The following is a 20,759-nucleotide window of genomic DNA, read 5'->3' on the forward strand; positions in this document are numbered from 1 at the left end:
TTTTTTTTTGTGCCCTATATTTAGTCCCCACTATTCTTGCATGCCCTGTCATTATTTAGATTAAGTCTAATTTAGAACTGATATAAATCATTTTTTTATCTACTTTATAGCTGTTAAAGATTCACAATCCGTATTATATTTGTGCCATGGAAATTATGTATGTGATGCTACTCGTTAGCTTATTTCTTGCCGTTATTTTTTTCATCTCATTCATTTGGGCCAATAAATCGGGTCAGTATGATGATGACGTAACACCTGGCATGCGCATTTTATATGATGATGAAGAAGTTGTTGAAGAGAAACCAAATAATGAGAAAACAAAAAAAGAAGAATGGAAAAAATAGAAGTTAGATATGACAATAAGATTGTAAAGTACTTCGCGTATGCTACAATCATTTGGGGAATTACTGGAATGCTCGTAGGATTAACTGCTGCATTACAATTAGCTTTTCCAAATTTTTTCAATGATTACCTTGGATATAAATATCTTTCTTTTGGAAGAATTAGACCATTGCATACCAATGCAGTAATTTTTGCTTTCGTAGGAAATGCTATTTTCACAGGTGTATATTATTCACTTCAGCGTTTGTTAAAAACCCGTATGTGGAGTGATAAACTTAGTTACATCAATTTTTGGGGTTGGCAATTAATTATTCTTTCCGCAGTAATTACCTTACCAATGGGGTTCACCTCTTCTAAAGAATATGCTGAGCTTGAATGGCCAATTGATATTGCAATTGCATTAATGTGGGTAACATTTGGTTGGAACATGTTCGCTACAATTTTAGTTAGACGTGTGAAGCACCTTTATGTAGCTATTTGGTTCTACCTTGGTACTTTTGTTACTGTAGCTGTATTGCATATTTTCAACTCATTTGAAATTCCTATTCACTTTATGAAAAGTTACTCCTGGTACTCAGGAGTTCAAGATGCACTTGTTCAATGGTGGTACGGACACAATGCCGTTGCATTCTTCTTAACCACACCATTCTTAGGATTGATGTACTACTTTGTTCCTAAAGCAGCAAATCGTCCTATTTATTCATACAAATTATCAATCATCCACTTTTGGGCGTTAATTTTCCTTTACATCTGGGCTGGACCGCACCACTTGTTGTACTCAAGTTTACCAGACTGGGCACAATCATTAGGAGTTGTATTCTCTATAATGTTGATTGCTCCTTCATGGGGAGGAATGTTAAACGGACTTTTAACTTTAAGAGGTGCTTGGGATAAAGTACGTGACAGTGCAATCCTAAAATTCTATGTTGTAGCGCTTACTGCTTATGGTATGGCTACTTTTGAAGGACCACTTCTATCACTTAAAAACGTTAACTCTATCACTCACTTTACGGATTGGATTGTTGCACACGTTCACGTAGGTGGTTTAGGTTGGAATGGAATGTTAGTCTTCGGGATGATGTATTACTTATTCCCTAAATTATTTAAAGTTAAACTATACTCAGAGTCGCTAGCAAATACGCACTTTTGGATTGCTACTTTAGGTATTTTATTGTGGACTATTCCAATGTACTGGGCTGGATTTAGCCAAGGATTAATGTGGCAAGAATTTAACCCTGATGGAACGTTGGCATACCCTGACTTCTTAAGTACGGTTACAGTTCTTAAACCATTCTATATCATGCGTACATTTGGTGGATTAATTTACATCATTGGGGTATTCTTAATGGCATACAACTTATTTAAAACTGGAAGAAGCGGAGTTTTCTCTAACGATGAAGTTGTTCAAGTAACCAATACTTTAGAAAAGAATGTAAAAGTAAAAGGCGAATATTGGCACAAAGTAATTGAGCGAAAACCAGTTAGACTTATGGTTTTTAGTTTAATTGTAATTGCCATCGGTGGTATTGTAGAGATTATTCCAACAATGGCTGTAAAGTCAAACATTAAAAAGATAGCACAAGTATTGCCTTATACTCCGCTTGAATTAGAAGGTCGTGATATATACATCCGTGAAGGTTGTGTAGGTTGTCACTCTCAAATGGTTCGTCCATTGCGTTTTGAAACAGAACGTTACGGAGAATACTCGAAAGCTGGAGAATTTGTTTACGACCACCCATTCTTATGGGGTTCTAAACGTACGGGTCCTGACTTGGCTCGTGAAGGTGGATTAAGAAGTAATTCTTGGCACTATAGTCACATGATTATGCCTAAGGAAATTTCTCCAGGTTCAATTATGCCTGCTTACCCTTGGTTAGCTGAAGATGATTTGAATACTGAATATATTGAGAAAAAAATCACAGTATTACAAGGTTTGGGTGTTCCATATCCTGCAGGATTTGAAAAAGAAGCATTAGCGGATCTTCAAACACAAGCCAATGGAATCGCGGAGAGCATTATTAAAGACCTTAGTAAAAAGGAAAGTAATGCACAAGCATCCGATATTGCAGGAAAAGAAATCATTGCGATTATCGCTTACCTACAAAGGTTAGGTACAGATATTAAAGCTGTTCCTGCAACGGAAGCTGATGTTGAAACTTCAATGAAATAATTAAGCCATGCTTAGATACATTAAACATAACATGTCGGAAATAGTGGGGATAGAGATATTCCCCATTATCTCTCTGCTCATTTTTACTATATTCTTTGCAGGAGTACTTTGGAGAATGTACAAAATGACAAAAACAGAAACAGATATTTACGGTCAAATTCCTTTATTGGAAGATGACGAGGTTATTGATACTAACGACACTAAAGATTAATTATGAAAAGAATGATGAACTTAAGGAAGTCAATCCTTTTAAGTGTTTTGACAATCGGACTTTCAATGGTTGCCAATGCGCAAGATGGACAAAAGATATACGAAACTAAATGTAGTGTATGTCACATATTAGGAAAAGATGCTACAGGACCTAACTTAATTGGTGTTAAAGCAAAATGGGAAGGTGAAGAAGAAAATCTTTACGAATGGGTTCTGAATCCAGCAAAGTTGATTGAATCAGGGAAAAGTGAACGTGCTAAAGTAGCTGAGCAATTTAGTGCTGCTTTTATGACACCTCAAAACATTTCATTAGAAGAAGCTAAAGCAGTAATTGAGTATGCAGATTCTTATGAAGCTCCTGCACCTGAACCAACGCAAGCAACTGAACAAATAGCATCCATAAATGCATCTTCAAATAATTCTGCAGATGTAGTTTATGTTGATAATTACGAAGAGAATTTAACAATTTTTAAATTATTCTTATTTATCATTCTTGTCCTTCTATTCGGTATTTATGTAGTATCTCGCAGTACTTCAGCTCTAATTAGCTCTGAATTGTACCACGAAAAGATCGCTGAATTACACAATAAGTCTAAAAAAAGTGGAAAGATAATGACACTATTATTGGTTCTTGGGTTTGTTGGAACAAGTCAAATTGCTAGTGCATTAAGTTTTACTGGACCAACAGCAGCAGCTGAAGAATTAGAATTGTGGGTATATGTTACGAGTGCAGATATTAATGCGTTAATGATTATCACTTTGCTATTGTTAGGCTTCTTGTTACACATGATTAACATGTTCTACAAGTCATTAAGACTAATTAAACCGAAAGTGATTAAAGTTAATGCTGAAGGAAAGCCTCAAACAAGTTCGTTTACTCAAGCGTTGACAGGTGCTACTCCAGTTGAAGAGGAATATAAAGTTGACATGGGACACGATTACGATGGTATTCGTGAATTAGATAACCCAATGCCACCTTGGTGGGTAGCATTATTCGGTATAACTATACTTTTCGCTGTTGTTTATATATTCCACTATCACATTCTGGGTACAGGTGATTTACAACAAGCAGAATACGAAAATTCAATGGCAAAAGCTAAAATTGAAGTAGCGGCTTACCGTAAAGCAAATGCAATGAACGTTGATGAAACAAATGCGACTTTAATGGAAGATACGGCTGACCTAATGGCTGGAAAAGCATTGTATCAAAACAAGTGTGCGCTTTGTCATACTGAAAAAGGAGGTGGAGAAATTGGACCAAACTTGACAGATAATTCATGGATCTATGGAGGAGACATCAAAGATGTTTACAAAGTGATTAAGCTTGGAGCACCAAGAGGAATGCCAGCACACGAATCAGCATTTAACCCTATTGAAATACAACAGGTTGCATCATTCGTTTTACACTTAGAAAATGTAAGTGAAGCAGATGGTGGAAAAGCTCCAGAAGGAGACATAGTTGATTAGATTCAACATTTTTTAAGGTGTAATGGTAAAAGAAGAGGAATTATACGAAGAAGAGTTTAGAGACTCAATTTCTACAGTTGATAAAAGCGGAAAAAGAATTTGGGTTTATCCAAAGAAACCAAAAGGATTTTTCCATAAGTGGAGGGCTATACTTAGTATTTTCTTAATTGCTCTTCTTTTTCTTGCGCCTCATATAAAAATTGGTGGTCAACCCCTGGTTTTATTAGGAATCTTAGAGCGTAAGTTTGTATTATTTGGACAGGTGTTCTGGCCTCAAGATTTATACATATTTGCCTTTACAATGATTCTTTTGATGGTTTTCATCATCTTATTTACGGTCGTATTTGGTCGGGTATTTTGTGGATGGATCTGTCCTCAAACTATATTTATGGAATTTGTTTTCCGTAAGATAGAATACTGGATAGAAGGAGACTGGACACACCAAAAGAAATTAAATAAACAGCCTTGGAATGCAAATAAGATTCTTAAAAAGACGGCAAAGCATTCGCTCTTCTTACTGATTTCGTTCTTAATTGGTAATACTTTTTTAGCCTATATTATAGGTGCAGATGGTTTGTGGGAAATTCAAACGGATCCTTTATCAGCACACTTAGGTGGGTTCATGGCTATGATTATTTTCTCCCTTGTTTTTTATGGAGTATTTGCTTTCTTAAGAGAACAAGTTTGTACTACTATATGTCCATATGGTAGATTACAAGGTGTACTTTTAGATTCTGATTCGATTATCGTCGCTTATGACCATGTTCGTGGTGAATCAAGAGGTAGATTCAAGAAAACTGAAGACAGAGAAGAAGTTGGTAAAGGAGACTGTATAGATTGTAAACAATGTGTACATGTTTGTCCAACAGGAATAGATATAAGAAATGGTACACAATTAGAATGTGTAAACTGTACAGCTTGTATTGATGCTTGTGATGACATTATGGAAGCAGTAAATCTTCCAAAGGGTTTAATTCGTTATGCTTCAGAAAGTAACATTGAAGGAGGTAAGAAATTTAGATTCACGAGAAGAATGAAGTCTTATAGCGTCCTACTCGTTCTACTTATGTTGATTTGGGGATTGTTGATTGGAACTAGAACAAATTTTCAAGCTGACGTATTAAAGAAACGAGGATCAACTTATCAACAGTTAGAAGGAGGAATGATTAGTAACATATATGAACTTAATTTGATTAACAAATCCAATGAGTCGTATGAAATTGAATTAAAATTGGAAGATGGTGTCGAAGGTGAGGTACAACTTACTGAATCACCATTGCATTTAGGTCCAGAAGAACATACAAAAAACAACTTTATCATTCGTTTAAATTCAAACGAACTCAAAAGAGGTCAGAAAAAATTGAAGATTATTGTAATTGGAGATGGTGAAGAGTTACTCAAAGTTAAAACGAGCTTTGTTGGTCCGTTACTTTAATTGATTAAATTTTAAGAGATGAATTGGGGAAAAGCAATTACAATAGCATTGATCGCATTTATGTCATATATCGTATATATGGTTGTGATTTTAATTAGTCAAGACACAGATTTAGTTAGTCCAGATTATTACAAAGACGAAGTTAAATTTGAAACTGAAATTACAGCGCAACAAAATGCAGTTGATAATAGAAGCAATTTGAATATAGATGTTTCTCCAGAAGGATTATACTTAGTATTAGAAACGCCTGATATCATTAATGCATTGAATGTTCAGTTATACCGTTCTAATGCAAAAGACGATGATATTAACATTGAATCAAAAGGGAAAAACCTATTTATAGAAAGTTCACAATTAAAAACTGGAAGATACTATCTTACTACCAATTGGAAGATTCAAGATAAGAATTACCAGTTGAGAGACACAGTATGGATTCATTAGTACAAATAGTAGTTTTAGCATTTTCTTTGGGATTGGTAACCAATCTACATTGTATTGGTATGTGCGGTCCAATATCAATGGCACTTCCTTTAAACAGAAAATCTAAAGCTACAATTACTGGTGGAATCACCTCCTACTCTCTTGGCAGAAGTTTAGGTTACACCCTAATGGGACTTTTGGTTGGTCTTATTGGATTAAGCGCATCGCTTTTAGGCGTTTTACAGTGGTTAAGTATTATCTCAGGAATATTAATTATCTTTTTCGCTTGGGGAGCTTATTACAAAGGAAAAGGCAAACCAACTTGGTTTAATAAGATGGTCATGCGCACCATGTCAAAATTTCTTCAAGGTAAACCCGCAGGAACTCCAAAATTAATGGGAATTGGATTTATCAACGCATTCCTCCCATGTGGAATGGTTTACGTTGCCCTAGGTTTCGCATTAAGTATGGGAAGTGTTCAAAATGCAATGCTTTACATGTTCGTTTTTGGTTTAGGAACTCTTCCTGGTTTCATTTTTCTTGGCGTGTTAAAAGACTTTTTTGCAAGAATAGGTTTCTTCAATAGAAAATTCGTTCTCGCTACTTTAATTTCTGTAGTTGGTTTATTTATGGTGATTAGAGGTCTCAACCTTGGAATACCTTATGTTAGTCCAAAGATTGAAATGATGATGGCCAAAGGAGATAAAGAAGCTTCAGGAGAATCTAAAATGGAAGCAAAAATGAGTTGTTGTTCTTCGAAAGATGAAGATTCATGTGAAGAAGAAGCTGAAGAGAATTAAAATTGTTGTTATTTTTACAATTCATAAAAGCATAAAATAACAATATGGAAGATTTATCCTTATCCGAATGGAATTCAAAATTAGAAGCTGCTCCAAAAGCTATAATACTTGATGTTCGTAGACCAGACGAATGGCAACAAGGTATTATTCCAAATGCAATTATGATAGACTTAATGGAGATTAATAGTTTCCTTGATGAAGTTAAAAAGTTAGACAAAAACATCCCCTATTTTATTTACTGTAGAAGTGGCTCAAGAAGTCACCAAGCTTGTTTGGTACTTGAACAAATGGGTTTTAAGGAAACTTATAATCTGGATTGTGGGATATTGGGATGGGATGCTTCGACCCCGCTCAGCAACCCATGAGATCTTCTGCTCAGTAAACCATAAATTGAGTGTTGAGTTGGGAGGTTTGAGTAAGGAAAATAAAATCAAAAGTGTTTACTCCATTCTAGCTCTTTTCCTCACGACAAAACTCTATTCTATAAACTTATCATTTTATTTTAAAGCCAAATTCGTAGAGTTGAATTCTCTAACCAAAAACAAGTCCACGCAGTACAGAACTTCGGCAGCTGAGCGATATTTATCAGACAGCTAAGCGATATTTATTTTGGCAGTTAAGCGGAGCCAAAACTGCAATAAAAAAAGGAGACCTTTCAGTCTCCTTTCCTTAAAAATAAATAAAATATTTTTTATCCTTGTACTTGTCCTTTTATAGTAACAACTTTTGTTGAACCAGGAACATTCGTAGTTACAGTAACTGACTTATTCATTGGAGCACCAGCTTGACTTGGGTTAGAAGTAAATGAAACTTCTAATTCACCTGTTTCGCCTGGCATAATTGGCTCTTCTGGTTTACGTGGAACTGTACAACCACATGACGCTTTTGCATCGTTTATGATCAACGGCTTGTCTCCTGTGTTCTTAATTTTAAAGATTGTAGAAACTGGAGTTTCTTTAGGAATACTACCAAAATCATGTACGTTAGGAGAAATCTCCATAGTTGTTTGACTCGCTAATCTTTCTTCTTCCTCTTTCTTCTGTTGAGCTTGACGCTCATCAGCAGCTTGTTTTAACTCCTCAGAAGTTTGCGAACCTGCAGAAAGTCTAGATCTTTTTTGACCGTCTTTCACTTCAATGTTTGCATCTGTTTGTGTTTCATTTGCACATGAAAACGTCAAAAGCGCAAAAGAAAATATCCAAATAACTTTTCTCATAATAAATTAATTCTTGTGTTTTTAATAGATTACAAATATAAAAAATGTAATCGGCTTATTACTTTTCGTTCAAATTCATTTTATCATATGTTCCATTCTTCAATGTTTTGTATCCTTCCATGAAGATTTCGTTTTTTACATTAAAAATTTGGTAGAACGCCTCAAAGTCCCAAATATTCTGTGCGACCATTGACTTCAAACGGATTTTAAGTAAATCTCCACTTACCTTAAAATCTTCTTCTACATAAACTAAATTAGTGTCTTCTTTTATCGAATAATCAAAGAACTCATCTAAAAATACTTGATCAATCTCAAATTCATCTTTAAACTTCTCAATCGTTTTGTATTTACTTTTGATTTCTTTTCTATGATCATTTGAATATTCTAATGAGAATGTATTAATTACTCCAGAACGACTCAATTTCTTATAGAAGTCTGAATATTCTAGCGTATCTAATGGAACAAATACATCTGGCATAATTCCTCCACCACCATAAACATTACGTTCTTTCACTAGCGTTTTGTGGATCAATGAATCTGGAAGATTAATGCTGTCTCTGTGCATCATTTCACCATGTAAATATCTTTCCATATAGTCATTTCTATAGGCTGAAATATCTTCATAAGGTTTTTGAATAAATCTTCCACTTGGTGTGTAATATCTAGCAATTGTTAATCTCAATTGACCTCCATCAGATAATTCAACTGGACGTTGAACCAATCCTTTACCAAAAGAACGTCTTCCTACAATTAATCCTCTATCCCAATCCTGAACGGCTCCAGAAAGAATCTCACTGGCAGATGCTGAGCTTTCGTCTATTAAAACAACGAGTCTTCCTTTCTCAAAATCACCTTTTTTATCTGCTTTCAAAACACTTCTTGGTTGTCTTCTCCCTTCAGAATAAACAATTAATTTATCCTCAGAAAGGAATTCATCAGCCACATACTTTGCAGCATAAAGTAATCCACCACCGTTTCCTTGCAAATCAAAAATCAAATCTTTCATTCCTGATTTCTTTAATTTTTTAATTGCTGCATCAACTTCATCTTCTGTTGTTCTTGAAAAATTTGTCAATTTAATGTATCCAACTTCTTCATCTACCATATAGGCGCTCACTACAGAATTTACTGGAATTTTATCTCTAGTAATAGTGTAGACCTTTAACTCTTCCTGACCTCTTTTTATAGTAATGATTACTTTACTCCCTTTTTCACCCAATAAAAGTTCACGTACTTGAGCGTTTTTCAATCCAGTACCGGCAATTAATGCTCCGTCTACTTTTATAATTTGATCTCCTGCTCTAACGCCTAACTTTTCTGATGGTCCGCCAGGAATTGGATTTACAACCAATAAAGTATCTTTTAGAATATTGAAACGAATTCCAACACCTACAAAGCTTCCATTGATTCGCTCATTTGCTTCCTCTACTTCATCAGCTGGAATATATGTTGAGTGCGGATCTAACTTTTCCAACATGGCAATTACAGCGGCCTCTGAAATATCTTTATTTGGAACATCATCCACATACATGCGATCTATATAGGTATAAACCTCATATAACCTGAGCATATTTGCATCGTCTTCTTGAGAAAATAAAGTACTTGAAAATAACAATGTGGTTAGTGCAATTATAATTCTATTCATGGTTTAATTATATTTATTCTTTGAACTTAAATCAAATATGACACCAAAAATAACAGTTTGGTGACTTTTAAACACGGAATATAGACATTTGTTTTATAATTTGCTTTTAAACATGTAAATGTTAATCTAATAAATCAGTCCCTATTCTATTGAAGAGACTTTTAACTTAGTTTTGTAAGAACGAATAAATTGAATCATGCGTAAAATCATTATACTTCTTTTCCCATTGTTATTTAGTTTCACACTATCTGCACAAGTGCTGGAATTTGATCAATTAGAAATGAGGTACGATCAAAAGCAATATAAAACCGTTTATAGAAAAGCAAACCGATTACTTGACAATCCAGAATATGACTTTTCTTTTGTTCCGCGTTACTACTTAGCACTTTCAAAACTTCAGTTAGCCCAAAACAAACGTTGGTACAAACGCCATCAATATGCTGTTCAAGAATCTTATGAAACTTTTAAAGAGTTAAAGCAAACTTACGAAGGGAGAGAAATTCTCAGAGCTCATACGTATGAATTAAGTGTACTTAAAAGTGATTTAAAACAATGGATGTACGAATTGAAGAGAGATGGAGATCAAACAACTTTTGATTTAATAGAGGGTTTTGTTGATGCAATACTTTCTGATATTCCCGATGTAGACAACATGAAAGAGGATTTAATTGCTCCTGAGGAAGTGATTATTGCAGAAGTTACTTCCATTTCAAAACAAAGAAAAAATGTTTTAAAACTTTCAAATGATCTATTAGGTGTTCCTTATAAATGGGCTGGAAATACGCCAAAAGGATTTGATTGTAGTGGATTCACTTGCTATTTAGCAGAAAAAGAAATGGGCCAAACCCTGAACCGAAGAGCAGTTGATCAATACAAAGCTGCAACAAAGGTAAAACGTAAGAATGTAAAACCAGGAGACTTTGTATTTTTTGATAATGGGTCAGGAATTTCGCATGTTGGTGTAGTTTATTCTACAAATAACAACAGCGTTCAAATGATTCATGCCAGTACAAGCGTTGGAATTTCTATCGTTGATATTTACCAATCTTCTTATTGGAAACAAAGAATTGCTGGTTTTGGGACTTATTTGGAAGATTAAAATAATGATGAGTGACTTTGGTTGTCAGCTTAGCTAATGATTGAAAGATTGAAAAAATTCAAGGATTCAAGGATTTGAAAGATTCAGGTTTAAAATTTAAAAATTGATTTCACTTAAAGTTACCAATAAACTCAATTTACTTTAGCAAATAATACTTTCCTCGAAAAAAATAGTTCTAGAATATAGAGTTATAGCCTAAGTAATCAATTAAAAGAGTCTCATTTACACAGAAGAATATAGAATCTGTGTAGAATATCAAACTCACATGAATACTTATTCTATTACACCTACAAACTCATCCTAGGCTTTCTCAATAACACAATCATCAAGCTCAAAAAACTAACTACTCCTCCAACTATTCCAAAAACAATTCCTTCCATTAGAATAGTAATATCGAAGAAAAAGATAAAAGCCAGAAAGAGAAATAAAACATAATTAATGACGGCTAAGACTTTCAAGCCAGGTGAAATACCTTTCTTTATAAAACCACCTAGTAAAGCATAGATTCCAGTTCCGACTTGAAAGATCATTCCTCCAACAAATAGCTTCCAATAACCTGTATATGCTTCCGCTGAAATCAAGCTCATTAATGGCGTAAATACTGGAAGGATCAGTAAAATTACAAACAGGAAATATTGTAATTTACTCACTTCTTCACGATGCGTAAATAATCCAAGTGAAAGGAAAGTAAAGAACAATGAGAAGAAAATAATGAGATATTTCAAATGAATGATTGGATTTAACACCTCAAACACCATCAATAGAGCATAAATGACCAAAGCCATAAAGCTTGAAATTGACAGTATTGAAAATGAACGATTCATCATTCTGTTTGAATATTACTTATTAGAAATTAAAAACTCTTATTCTATTATTCAGCAGCGTCTTCTTCTTTTCTTTTCATCAAGAAATCTTTAAAGAATAAACCACCCATAACTATGAATAGCAATATTGATCCGGCAAATGACAGATTGTTTGCAAAATCAAATTTAGGAACTTCAAATCGCATTTCTACTTCATATTCTCCTGCTGGCAATTCAAGTCCTCTCAACAAATAATTTACTCTATGAATTTCTACTTTTTCTCCTTTAATATAAGCATTCCATCCATCAGGGAAATACATTTCTGAGAATACTCCAAATTGTTTATCTGCAACATTGACGTTGTAAACCATCGCGTTTGGTGCATAAGATTTCATTTGAATACTCCCTTGACCAGTGAAAGTCAATGAAGAAAGTTGACTTGCCTCTTCTTTTCCAATAATTGCTTCATTCTTAGGGTCAAAATCATGAATCATTTGAATACTTAGCAATGAAGAAAAACTATTTAAAGAATCTTTAGCTAATTCTGCTGTTGGAATCCAATTTGTCTGACCATTTACGTCTTTAACAAAGCTAGAGCTAACTCCAGAACGCACAGCAGTCATTAAATCAACATTTAAAGAATCGCCATCAAAAAACACAACTTTTTCTCTTCCAGAAATGGTATCTGATTTCTTTTCAACGCCATTCACGAATAGGGAGTTACTTGTTTCATTTGAAACCATGAACATATTCCCCAGAGCCAAAAGCTCTTTATTTGCATTGGGTTGAACATTCATTTCTTTAATCAACCATACATTTCCTAAAGCACCTGGATTTCTTCTCGCTTGTCCTTCTTGAATGAAATATTTGATGTTTAACATATTCAAAACATCCATATTATTATAATTGATATGGAAATCTTTAACATTTTGAATTCTTCTCAATTTAGCTCCGTGGTAACCATTCAATGCTTTGTGGAAATAAGATGCTCTTGAACTATTGAAACCAATTGAAGGTTCATAAACACGATAGTTTGTCGCCATTCCTAATGTTTGTAGCTTTTTCAACCACAATTCATCTTGATTAACACGTCCACGTGATTTACCATTACTTACAGAAACATTATCCACTAATTTTTTTAAAAATGGATCAGCTGCAATTTCTTGTTCTAGTATTTGTTTATCTGCTTGACTTGCGGAAACAGGGAAATCATTCTTTTCTTTATCAGCCCAATGGTCATAATTTCTTCCGTCAGACTTTTTATTGTTTAAGTAATTCAAATCTACCATCACAAGATCAACAACAACAAACAAGGCCATTCCAATTAAAATGTATTCTTTCTTGACCGTTGTTTTTAAGAAAATAGCGATTAAAGCAATTCCCATCACCAAGAAGAAAATTGAACGCAACATACTGGATTGATAAACACCTTGTCTAAACTCAGTTAAAGCACCAAACTGATCATTTACACGCTTCATTTGCTGATCAATTACTTGTTGCACCTGAGTTGGGTTGTTGATATCAATTCCATTTTCTTTTAATAATGCAGGATCTTCATTCGCTAATTGCGTTTTTACTTGGTCTCCATAAGAATAGATATATTCATTTTCTTGAGCAGACAAATAACCATTTCCTAAGCCAGTAAAAGTCAAAACTACCATCACTCCTAGCAAAGCTCCAGAGGCAATATAAAATGGTTTAATGTTATTGAGTATTTCTTCTTTCTTTTTAAATAAACGATTTAAGAAAAGCACTGCTAACAATGGAATCGTTAATTCAACAATAGCAAGAATAATAGTTACAGCTCTAAATTTGTTATAAAACGGAACATTATCTAAGAAAAAGTCTGTTAATCCCATAAAGTTTTTTCCCCAAGACAGCATCAAGGCCAGTAGAGTCATTCCAAATAACGCCCATTTCATTGGTCCTTTAAGGTAAACCATTCCTAAAATAGCCAAGAAGAAAACAATGATTCCTAAATAAACAGGACCAGAAGTAAATGGTTGATCTCCCCAATAAATATTGTTTTGGGCAACTAAACTTGCTTTAGATCTCATTTCAGGTGTTCTCAACTGATCAGCAAACTGACTATTGGCAATTGCAGTACTTGACCCACCTAATGTATAAGGAGAAATTAAAGTCATTGATTCTTTAACGCCATAACTCCATTGTGTAATGTAATCTTTGTCTAATCCCGAAGTTGAATTCTCATGATTCGCACTTCCATCCACATTAATTGAAATATCGTTTCCACCACGAATCGTGTATTTAGCATAGTCATTAGTCAAGGAAAGATTTCCGTAATTAATTCCCAAAGCGAAAACATAGACCAATAATAAACCTCCTGTTGCTTTAAGGAAATGAACAATGTTTTTGTGTTTTATATGTCTGATAAATTCAGCTATTCCTATAAAAACAAGTAACATTCCCAAATAAAAAGTAATTTGAACGTGATTAGCTGTCAACTGCATGCTCATAAATAAAGCTGACAATACAATTCCCCATTTTAGATTGTGTCGGTAAGCCATATAAAAAGCTCCAATTACAGGTGGTGCTAAACCGATAGCTGCAGCTTTTGTATTGTGACCTGCTTGTAAAATGATAATGAAATAGGAGGAAAAAGCAAAGGCAAATGCTCCAAAAATGGCAACTTTAGCATTCACTTTCATGCACAAGAGCATAATATAAAAACCAAGTAAGTAAGCGAAAAACATTCCACCGGGTGAGGAAATCCATAACTGGAAAGTCCGAGAAACACTTTTTATAAGGTTCCCTTTATATTTGGTTGAAATTTGATAGGTTGGCATTCCACCAAACATTGAATTTGTCCACAAAGGTTCTTCACCATTAATATCACGAAAATGATTAATCTCATTTGACATTCCCTTGAACTGTTCGATATCATGCTGTTTCAAGCTATGTCCAGTAAACTGCGGCTGAAAATAAATAAACGTTGTTAGAATAAATAAGCCAATGGCTAAAAAGTGAATCCAATTATTTTTGAATAGCTGTTGGAAATTAATTTTTCTCATATTATATTATTTTGCCTTAAGTTTTATAATCTGTAAATATAATTAAAGTAGTGAACTATGAAATACGTTTAATTATGATTAACCATGAATCGTTTCTTTTTTCCCGTACTTTTTCATCAACTCACCTTCGTATTCCAGAAACTCTTTCCAACGTTTATCAACATCGATGGTAGTAGCATACTTTTTAGCGAAATTTAGAAACATCATATAATGTCTTGCTTCACTTTCCATTAATTCTCTATAAAACACGCGTAATTCAGGATCTGAAATATGCTCTGACAACAATCTAAATCGTTCACAGCTTCTGGCTTCTATCATGGCTCCGAACAGCATTTTTTCTACAAATTGCAATTCTTTACTACCCCCTTTCTTCTGGAAAGCCAATAAATCATGAATATATGCGTCTTTTCGTTCATACCCTAAAGTAAAACCACGCTTTATTAACTCACGATGAACCATCTGAAAATGTTCCATTTCCTCTTTTACCAATTCTCCCATTGCTTCTACAACATCAGGATACATAGGGAATTTAACAATAACAGTAATTGCGTTTGTTGCAGCTTTTTGCTCACAATAGGCATGATCAGTTAATATTTCTTCTATATTTTTTTCTACTATGTTCACCCAACGAGGATCTGTAGCTAATTTTAATCCGAGCATATTATTTGAAATTTATGAAATTAAATACAAAAATAGATTTAGATTTTCAATAAGCAAAGAATTGAATTATTAACGCATTTTTTAATCAGAATTTAAAGATAAAAACAACTTTTGAATTAAGATTTCGTTCCAGTACTGAATAGTAAAGAATTTTTATTTACATTTGGATTTATTATTTAAACTAATTAAAGCATTTTTAGGCGATGAGATACGTACTACTTTATTCATTTTTAATAAGTTACCTCTTCAGCTTCAGTCAAACTCAAATTTGGAGTGATGATTTCGAAGCAACAACAGCGAATTGGAACTTAACAATTCAGTCAGGTTTAAACAATCCAAATTCAAATATTTGGGAAATTAGCGATGATGAAGGTGGAGTACTTCCTCCAAACTGTGCTGTTAATTCAAATAACAACAAAACGCTACATGTTACATGTATGGGTGGTGATTGTGGCCCACTAGGAAGTGGTGCTCGTTATTATCCAGGAGATATGGGAGGTGCTAATCCAGGAAATACTAATATACGTGCTGCATTAATTGCTGGAATTTCAACAGTTGGTGAAACCCAATTACAACTCGATTTCGATTGGATGGGTGTTGGTCAAGCAAATGTTGATTTTGCAGCTTTAGAGTACAGCGTTGATGCTGGTGCAACTTGGACTGTTTTATGGTCACAAACTCCTGGTCCTGTTTGCGGAGGAGATGGACAATGGAGTCAGCAATCAGTTACACTTCCTACTGCAACTGAAAATCAAAGTGATTTAAGATTCGCATTTAATTGGACAAATGACAATGATGGAGCTGCAATTGCACCTTCTTTTGCCGTTAACAATCTTTCTTTAGTAACAACTGTTGCTCCACCAGGTGGACCAACAGCAGACTTCACATCAACATCTTTCACTATTTGTGAAGATGATTGTGTAAACTTCATTGATATGTCTGTAGGTACAAACATATCATCTTGGACATGGAGTTTTAATGGAGCAAATACTTTAACTTCTTCAAGTCAAAATCCTACTAACATTTGTTGGTCAACTGCTGGAACATACAATGTAAAATTAACGGTAACAGATGATAACGGAACAGACGATGTTACCTATCAAATCATAATTGAAAACTGTGATGTTGTTGTACCCACAGCTGCTTTTTCAACTGACACACTTGTCATTTGTGCTGGAGACTGTATAGATTTCACAGATGAATCAGAAGGCAATCCAACATTATGGAATTGGGACTTTGATGGTGGATCTCCAGGATTTGCAACTACACAGAACCCTTCCAATGTTTGCTTTAATCAACCAGGAACTTATGATATATCTTTAACAGTATCAAATTCTGCTGGAACTGATCAAGTCATTACACCAATTACTGTTTTAGACCTTCCTACTGTTACAACTTTCGGCGATACAATAATTGCTATGGGTGGAGCTGCAGGACTTATTGCAATTCCAAATCAGCAAAGTTTTGTGTTGTGGGAACCGAATGAGGACATTGATTGTGATACATGTATAGCTGTAATTGCGACACCAGTAATTACAACAACCTACTATTCTTATGTAACAGACTTTAATGGTTGTGTTGGATATGATTCAGTAACTGTACATATTGCCTTTGAAGAAATCGTTGATGTACCAAGTGCATTCTCTCCTAACAATGATGGTCAAAACGACAAATTAAGAGTTTTAGGAATTGGAATTGCAGAAATTGATTTCAAAATATTTAACCGTTATGGACAGTTGGTCTTCTCGACTACTGATTTAGAAGAAGGCTGGGATGGGAAATTGAACGGAGAACCTTTAAACCAAGGTGTATTTGTTTATACCTTAAGCTATACACTCATTGATGGAACAACGAGTGAGATATCAGGAAATGTTACACTTGTAAAATAATATCTAGATGAAATTTACACTATTATCGATTGCATTAACCACAATTCTATTTGCCTCAGCTCAGCAAGGCAATAACTTTAGTATGTGGTTTAAAAACAACCTACAGCATAATGCAGCAGCAGTAGGAACAAATGATAACGATATGAGGTTATTTACTAACTTTAGATATCAATATTTTAGCGTAACAGAGAAACCATTCCAAACCATTTCAGCTTCGGTTGAAGGAAAAATTTTGGGATCTCAAATGCGTAAGAACTATTTTGGATTAGGTGCTTCATTTATTAATGATGTGAGTGGCGATGGACGATATATGGTAAACCAATTTACGGTTCCTATTTCTTATCATATCTTTTTTGATGATGAAAACTCAATCTCTATTGGAGTTTCACCAGGATTATACCAACGTTCTTTAGGTGGTAGTAACTTAACATGGGAAAGTCAATGGAATGGTTACTATTTTAACCAACAACAGAATCCTGTTGGAATTGGAAATACATCTGCTTCTAACTTCGATTTAGGTGCTGGTATTTTCTATAAGTTCGAAAACTCTGATAAAAACAAAGTTTATTTAGGTTTTTCTGCGAATCATATTTTAGAACCAAAAATTGATTTTAATGTTCAAGATAATATGTTCATTAGATATGTTGGACAATTTGGAATGAATCACCGATTCTACAATAGCGACTTTGGAATTTCTCCACAAGCGATTGCTGTATTCCAAGGACCTAATAGAAATATAATCTTCGGTACTAATTTCGATTACTACCTTCAAGATGCTTCTAAAAGAACTTCTTTTTATACACCAACAGTATTTTCTTTTGGTATCTACCACAGAGTTCAAGACGCTATAGTTCTTAACTTCCAATATTCATTTAAAGGAATGACGGTAGCAGCATCTTATGATTCTAATATCAATACAATGTTACCTGCTTCTAGAAGTGTTGGAGGATTTGAAGTAGCAATAATTTATGATCTTATGCTCAATAGAAAAGGTAGATTTATTTACTAAACTTTGAATTATTTAGGACATTTATATTTTTCAAAAGAGAAGCCAGATTTAATGGTCGCCAATTTATTTGGCGACTTTATTAAAGGTAAAGATTACTCTTTTCTACCTAAAATTGTTCAGGAAGGTGTGTTATTACACCGTCAAATTGATGACTACGTTGATCATCACCCAACAGTAACAGAACTTCGACTGCATTTATACAATGAACTTCCAAAAATAGCAGGCATTGCTATAGACTTATACTTTGATCATTTATTGGCCAAGGATTGGTCAACATATCATTCCAAAAGTCTAGATGAATTTGTTGATCCCTTTTTAGCCTATACGAAAAATGCAAAAAATCTAAAATTTAACAATCCTAAATACGAATATCCACAGCATTTTATAAATCTATTAAATGCAATCAGTAAACATAATTTACTCAAAAGGTATGTCCATTTAGATGGTTTAGCAATGGCATCTGAAGGTTTATCTCGTCGCATTTCTTTCGAAAATAATTTAGATATGGCTGTTGTCGTATTTCAGAACAACGAAAAACGCATTGAAGCTGCATTTGAAGTTTATATGAAAGCTGCTAAATTGAGATTCAACGTTAAAGATTGAGCCTTATTTATTGATATTCAAAACAGCAGTTTATCTATTGTTTAAATTGATTAGCATCACTTCATTATGAGCAAAACAATAGATTGGAAGCAAATACATCAGACAATCTAAGCTCACGATTCTTCTAAAGTTAGAAATACAAGTATCTCTTATTGATTTTTTTATTATATTTAAACAAACAAAATTAATATTTTGATAAGAAAACTAACTATATTCTCCACTACTCTATTGTGCATTTCTGTGCTCGTTCTTGGTACAATTGGATGTCAGAACACAAAGGGTAAAGAAAATAATATCGTTGGAAAAGCCATAGAGAAAAAACAAAATGATCTAGGTGAAATATTAAAATCTAATAAACTAACCGTTTTAGCTGAAAATAGCGCCACCAGTTACTTTATTTATAGAGGTCATAAAATGGGATTGGAATATGAAATCCTCAATGAATTTGCTAAAGAAATTGGTGTAAAATTAGAAATCAAAGTTGTTCAAGATCTTGACGATATCATCAACCAACTAAACAATGGAGAAGGTGATATTATAGCGTGTAATTATACCGTAACCAAAGATCGTAGAAATAAAATTGACTTTTCGAAACCAATAATGAGAACGTCACAAGTTTTGGTTCAAAGAAAACCGGAAGGATGGGAAAAGACCAGGAAAAGTGTTTGGGAAAAAGAGGTTATTCGTGATCCTGCTCAATTGTCAAGAAAAACTATTCATGTATGGAAGAACTCAAGTTATTACGAACGCTTGGTTAACCTGCAAGATGAATTAGGAGATACAATTATACTGAAGCCATTAGATGGAAATATTATTCCTGAAGATGTTATTGAAATGGTTTCTAAAGGATTTATTGACTATACTGTGGTAGATGAAAACGTTGCATCAATTAATAAAAGATACTATCCAAATGTTGATACGGAGCTTGAATTAAGCGTTAAACAACGTATTGCTTTTGGATTAAGAAAACAAAGTCCGCTGCTTAGAAAAAGGCTAGATGCATGGCTAGATGATTTTATGAAAACATCTACTTTCAATTACATTAAATACAAGTACCTGAATAACTCAGCAAATGTTTCAAAATCTAAAAGTGAATATTCCTCTATTAAAGGATCAAAAATATCACCTTATGATCAAATCATTAAAGATGTTTCAGGCAGATACGGATGGGATTGGAGATTAATTGCAGCATTAATTTATCAAGAATCGAAATTCCAATTGGGTGAACAGTCTTGGGCTGGTGCCTACGGATTAATGCAATTTATGCCAACCGTTGGTCCTACATTTGGTGTCTATCCTGACTCTCCTCCTGCTGTTCAAATTGATGGTGGAATTAGAAAAATAATCAAGAATTTTAGAGAATGGAAAAGTATTCCAGATTCTATTCAACGTGTAAAATTTGCTTTTGGAACATATAATGCCGGAATTGGCCATGTTTTAGACGCACAACGTTTGGCCAAAAAATATGGAAAAGATCCATTGGTTTGGGATGATAACGTTGAAGTTTATATTTTAAACTTGTCAAATCCGAAATTCTATCATGATCCTGTTTGTTATTATGGATACATGAGAGGCTCTGAGACCTATAATTATGTGCGTTCGATTTTCATTCGATATACGGAGTATAAGACGGCTTTTCCGGTTGAAAGTTAAGGTAGATTGGAGGGAAGAGAGAGGGGAGATTAGAGTGAGAAAGAGAATGATAGCGGTAAAACAGAATGAGAGGGAAGAGTGAAAATTAGAGTGAGAAAGAGAGTGAGAGCGGTAAAACAGAGTGAGAGAATAAAACCAGAGCGCAGAAAAAGGCTTCGAATCATGGTAGATCGCAGGTTCAAGCTTTTAGATTTCAATCTTGGCTTTGAGGAATAATAAAGTCCAGGAGACGCATTTAACAAAACCTTCTTCTTCCCTGCGAATCTCTGCCCCTCCGCAAATCTCTGCGCCATTCTTCTTAATCAC

Annotated in this window: 18 protein-coding genes; 13 read left to right on the top strand and 5 right to left on the bottom strand. The window is 34.1% G+C overall.

The features are described 5' to 3' along the window. Positions 1-146: 146 nt before the first annotated feature. Genes ccoS through ERX46_RS15310 form a run of 8 tightly spaced genes read left to right on the top strand, consistent with a single transcriptional unit; the run spans position 147 to position 7,209 of the window. Complete coding sequence (gene ccoS, locus ERX46_RS15275) at positions 147-344, top strand: cbb3-type cytochrome oxidase assembly protein CcoS (RefSeq protein WP_130094737.1); 198 nt, start codon at positions 147-149, stop codon at positions 342-344. Then, complete coding sequence (gene ccoN, locus ERX46_RS15280; protein WP_130094738.1) at positions 332-2,512, top strand: cytochrome-c oxidase, cbb3-type subunit I; 2,181 nt, start codon at positions 332-334, stop codon at positions 2,510-2,512. The genes ccoS and ccoN overlap by 13 nt, the downstream gene beginning before the upstream one ends. Positions 2,513-2,519: 7 nt before the next feature. After that, the gene (locus tag ERX46_RS15285) at positions 2,520-2,723 is read left to right on the top strand and encodes a CcoQ/FixQ family Cbb3-type cytochrome c oxidase assembly chaperone (RefSeq protein ID WP_130094739.1); all 204 of its coding nucleotides are present in this window, start codon (positions 2,520-2,522) and stop codon (positions 2,721-2,723) included. Between the two features lie 11 nt (positions 2,724-2,734). Continuing rightward, positions 2,735-4,189, top strand: coding sequence for a c-type cytochrome (locus ERX46_RS15290; protein ID WP_165366252.1), 1,455 nt, complete (start codon positions 2,735-2,737; stop codon positions 4,187-4,189). Between the two features lie 22 nt (positions 4,190-4,211). Further along, positions 4,212-5,624: a cytochrome c oxidase accessory protein CcoG gene (gene ccoG / locus ERX46_RS15295; RefSeq protein ID WP_130094741.1), complete on the top strand. Its 1,413-nt coding sequence runs from the start codon at positions 4,212-4,214 to the stop codon at positions 5,622-5,624. 18 nt (positions 5,625-5,642) lie between these two features. Beyond that, positions 5,643-6,065, top strand: coding sequence for a FixH family protein (locus tag ERX46_RS15300; RefSeq protein WP_130094742.1), 423 nt, complete (start codon positions 5,643-5,645; stop codon positions 6,063-6,065). Then, the gene (locus ERX46_RS15305) at positions 6,053-6,844 is read left to right on the top strand and encodes a sulfite exporter TauE/SafE family protein (protein ID WP_130094743.1); all 792 of its coding nucleotides are present in this window, start codon (positions 6,053-6,055) and stop codon (positions 6,842-6,844) included. The genes ERX46_RS15300 and ERX46_RS15305 overlap by 13 nt, the downstream gene beginning before the upstream one ends. 44 nt (positions 6,845-6,888) lie before the next feature. Further along, positions 6,889-7,209 (top strand): rhodanese-like domain-containing protein, encoded by a 321-nt coding sequence (locus tag ERX46_RS15310; RefSeq protein WP_130094744.1) that lies wholly within the window; start codon positions 6,889-6,891, stop codon positions 7,207-7,209. Positions 7,210-7,535: 326 nt separating this feature from the next. On the opposite strand, the gene ERX46_RS17730 is transcribed toward ERX46_RS15310, so the two are convergent. Both ERX46_RS17730 and ERX46_RS15320 read right to left on the bottom strand, forming a co-directional pair. Further along, on the bottom strand, positions 7,536-8,060 hold the full coding sequence (locus tag ERX46_RS17730; RefSeq protein ID WP_242494587.1) for a DUF1573 domain-containing protein: 525 nt from the start codon (positions 8,058-8,060) through the stop codon (positions 7,536-7,538). A 58-nt stretch (positions 8,061-8,118) separates the two neighbouring features. After that, the gene (locus ERX46_RS15320; protein WP_207214186.1) at positions 8,119-9,705 is read right to left on the bottom strand and encodes a S41 family peptidase; all 1,587 of its coding nucleotides are present in this window, start codon (positions 9,703-9,705) and stop codon (positions 8,119-8,121) included. 196 nt (positions 9,706-9,901) lie between these two features. Here ERX46_RS15320 and ERX46_RS15325 point away from each other — a divergent pair, with 196 nt between their 5' ends. Next, on the top strand, positions 9,902-10,804 hold the full coding sequence (locus ERX46_RS15325; RefSeq protein ID WP_130094745.1) for a C40 family peptidase: 903 nt from the start codon (positions 9,902-9,904) through the stop codon (positions 10,802-10,804). A gap of 287 nt (positions 10,805-11,091) precedes the next feature. Here ERX46_RS15325 and ERX46_RS15330 read toward each other — a convergent pair whose 3' ends face one another. From ERX46_RS15330 to miaE, 3 genes are all read right to left on the bottom strand, one after another. Further along, complete coding sequence (locus ERX46_RS15330) at positions 11,092-11,631, bottom strand: hypothetical protein (protein ID WP_130094746.1); 540 nt, start codon at positions 11,629-11,631, stop codon at positions 11,092-11,094. 44 nt (positions 11,632-11,675) lie between these two features. Continuing rightward, a complete protein-coding gene (locus tag ERX46_RS15335; RefSeq protein ID WP_130094747.1) occupies positions 11,676-14,639 on the bottom strand; it encodes a hypothetical protein in 2,964 nt (987 codons plus the stop codon). 78 nt (positions 14,640-14,717) lie between these two features. Next, positions 14,718-15,299, bottom strand: a complete 582-nt coding sequence (gene miaE, locus ERX46_RS15340; protein ID WP_130094748.1) for a tRNA-(ms[2]io[6]A)-hydroxylase — start codon at positions 15,297-15,299, stop codon at positions 14,718-14,720. Positions 15,300-15,502: 203 nt separating this feature from the next. On the opposite strand from miaE, the gene ERX46_RS15345 reads away from it, so the two are divergent. From ERX46_RS15345 to ERX46_RS15360, 4 genes are all read left to right on the top strand, one after another. Next, positions 15,503-17,188, top strand: a complete 1,686-nt coding sequence (locus ERX46_RS15345) for a PKD domain-containing protein (protein WP_130094749.1) — start codon at positions 15,503-15,505, stop codon at positions 17,186-17,188. Positions 17,189-17,195: 7 nt separating this feature from the next. Further along, positions 17,196-18,197 carry a PorP/SprF family type IX secretion system membrane protein gene (locus ERX46_RS15350; protein WP_130094750.1) on the top strand — a complete coding sequence of 334 codons (1,002 nt, stop codon included), beginning with the start codon at positions 17,196-17,198 and terminating at the stop codon, positions 18,195-18,197. A 3-nt stretch (positions 18,198-18,200) separates the two neighbouring features. Continuing rightward, a complete protein-coding gene (locus tag ERX46_RS15355) occupies positions 18,201-18,800 on the top strand; it encodes an acyl carrier protein phosphodiesterase (RefSeq protein WP_130094751.1) in 600 nt (199 codons plus the stop codon). A 192-nt stretch (positions 18,801-18,992) separates the two neighbouring features. Then, positions 18,993-20,453 (top strand): MltF family protein, encoded by a 1,461-nt coding sequence (locus ERX46_RS15360; protein WP_130094752.1) that lies wholly within the window; start codon positions 18,993-18,995, stop codon positions 20,451-20,453. The last annotated feature ends 306 nt before the right edge of the window (positions 20,454-20,759 follow it).

The organism is Brumimicrobium glaciale (assembly GCF_004152935.1).
In the GTDB taxonomy this organism is placed as follows: Bacteria; Bacteroidota; Bacteroidia; order Flavobacteriales_D; family Crocinitomicaceae; genus Brumimicrobium; species Brumimicrobium glaciale.

Coding starts and splice junctions, on each gene's coding strand:
- ccoG (WP_130094741.1), top strand. CDS start 4,212: ATGGTAAAAGAAGAGGAATTATACGAAGAAGAGTTTAGAGACTCAATT.
- ccoS (WP_130094737.1), top strand. CDS start 147: ATGGAAATTATGTATGTGATGCTACTCGTTAGCTTATTTCTTGCCGTT.
- miaE (WP_130094748.1), bottom strand. CDS start 15,299: ATGCTCGGATTAAAATTAGCTACAGATCCTCGTTGGGTGAACATAGTA.
- ERX46_RS15330 (WP_130094746.1), bottom strand. CDS start 11,631: ATGATGAATCGTTCATTTTCAATACTGTCAATTTCAAGCTTTATGGCT.
- ERX46_RS15325 (WP_130094745.1), top strand. CDS start 9,902: ATGCGTAAAATCATTATACTTCTTTTCCCATTGTTATTTAGTTTCACA.
- ERX46_RS15345 (WP_130094749.1), top strand. CDS start 15,503: ATGAGATACGTACTACTTTATTCATTTTTAATAAGTTACCTCTTCAGC.
- ERX46_RS15350 (WP_130094750.1), top strand. CDS start 17,196: ATGAAATTTACACTATTATCGATTGCATTAACCACAATTCTATTTGCC.
- ERX46_RS15285 (WP_130094739.1), top strand. CDS start 2,520: ATGCTTAGATACATTAAACATAACATGTCGGAAATAGTGGGGATAGAG.
- ERX46_RS15335 (WP_130094747.1), bottom strand. CDS start 14,639: ATGAGAAAAATTAATTTCCAACAGCTATTCAAAAATAATTGGATTCAC.
- ERX46_RS15300 (WP_130094742.1), top strand. CDS start 5,643: ATGAATTGGGGAAAAGCAATTACAATAGCATTGATCGCATTTATGTCA.
- ERX46_RS17730 (WP_242494587.1), bottom strand. CDS start 8,060: ATGAGAAAAGTTATTTGGATATTTTCTTTTGCGCTTTTGACGTTTTCA.
- ERX46_RS15310 (WP_130094744.1), top strand. CDS start 6,889: ATGGAAGATTTATCCTTATCCGAATGGAATTCAAAATTAGAAGCTGCT.
- ERX46_RS15290 (WP_165366252.1), top strand. CDS start 2,735: ATGATGAACTTAAGGAAGTCAATCCTTTTAAGTGTTTTGACAATCGGA.
- ERX46_RS15320 (WP_207214186.1), bottom strand. CDS start 9,705: ATGAATAGAATTATAATTGCACTAACCACATTGTTATTTTCAAGTACT.
- ccoN (WP_130094738.1), top strand. CDS start 332: ATGGAAAAAATAGAAGTTAGATATGACAATAAGATTGTAAAGTACTTC.
- ERX46_RS15305 (WP_130094743.1), top strand. CDS start 6,053: ATGGATTCATTAGTACAAATAGTAGTTTTAGCATTTTCTTTGGGATTG.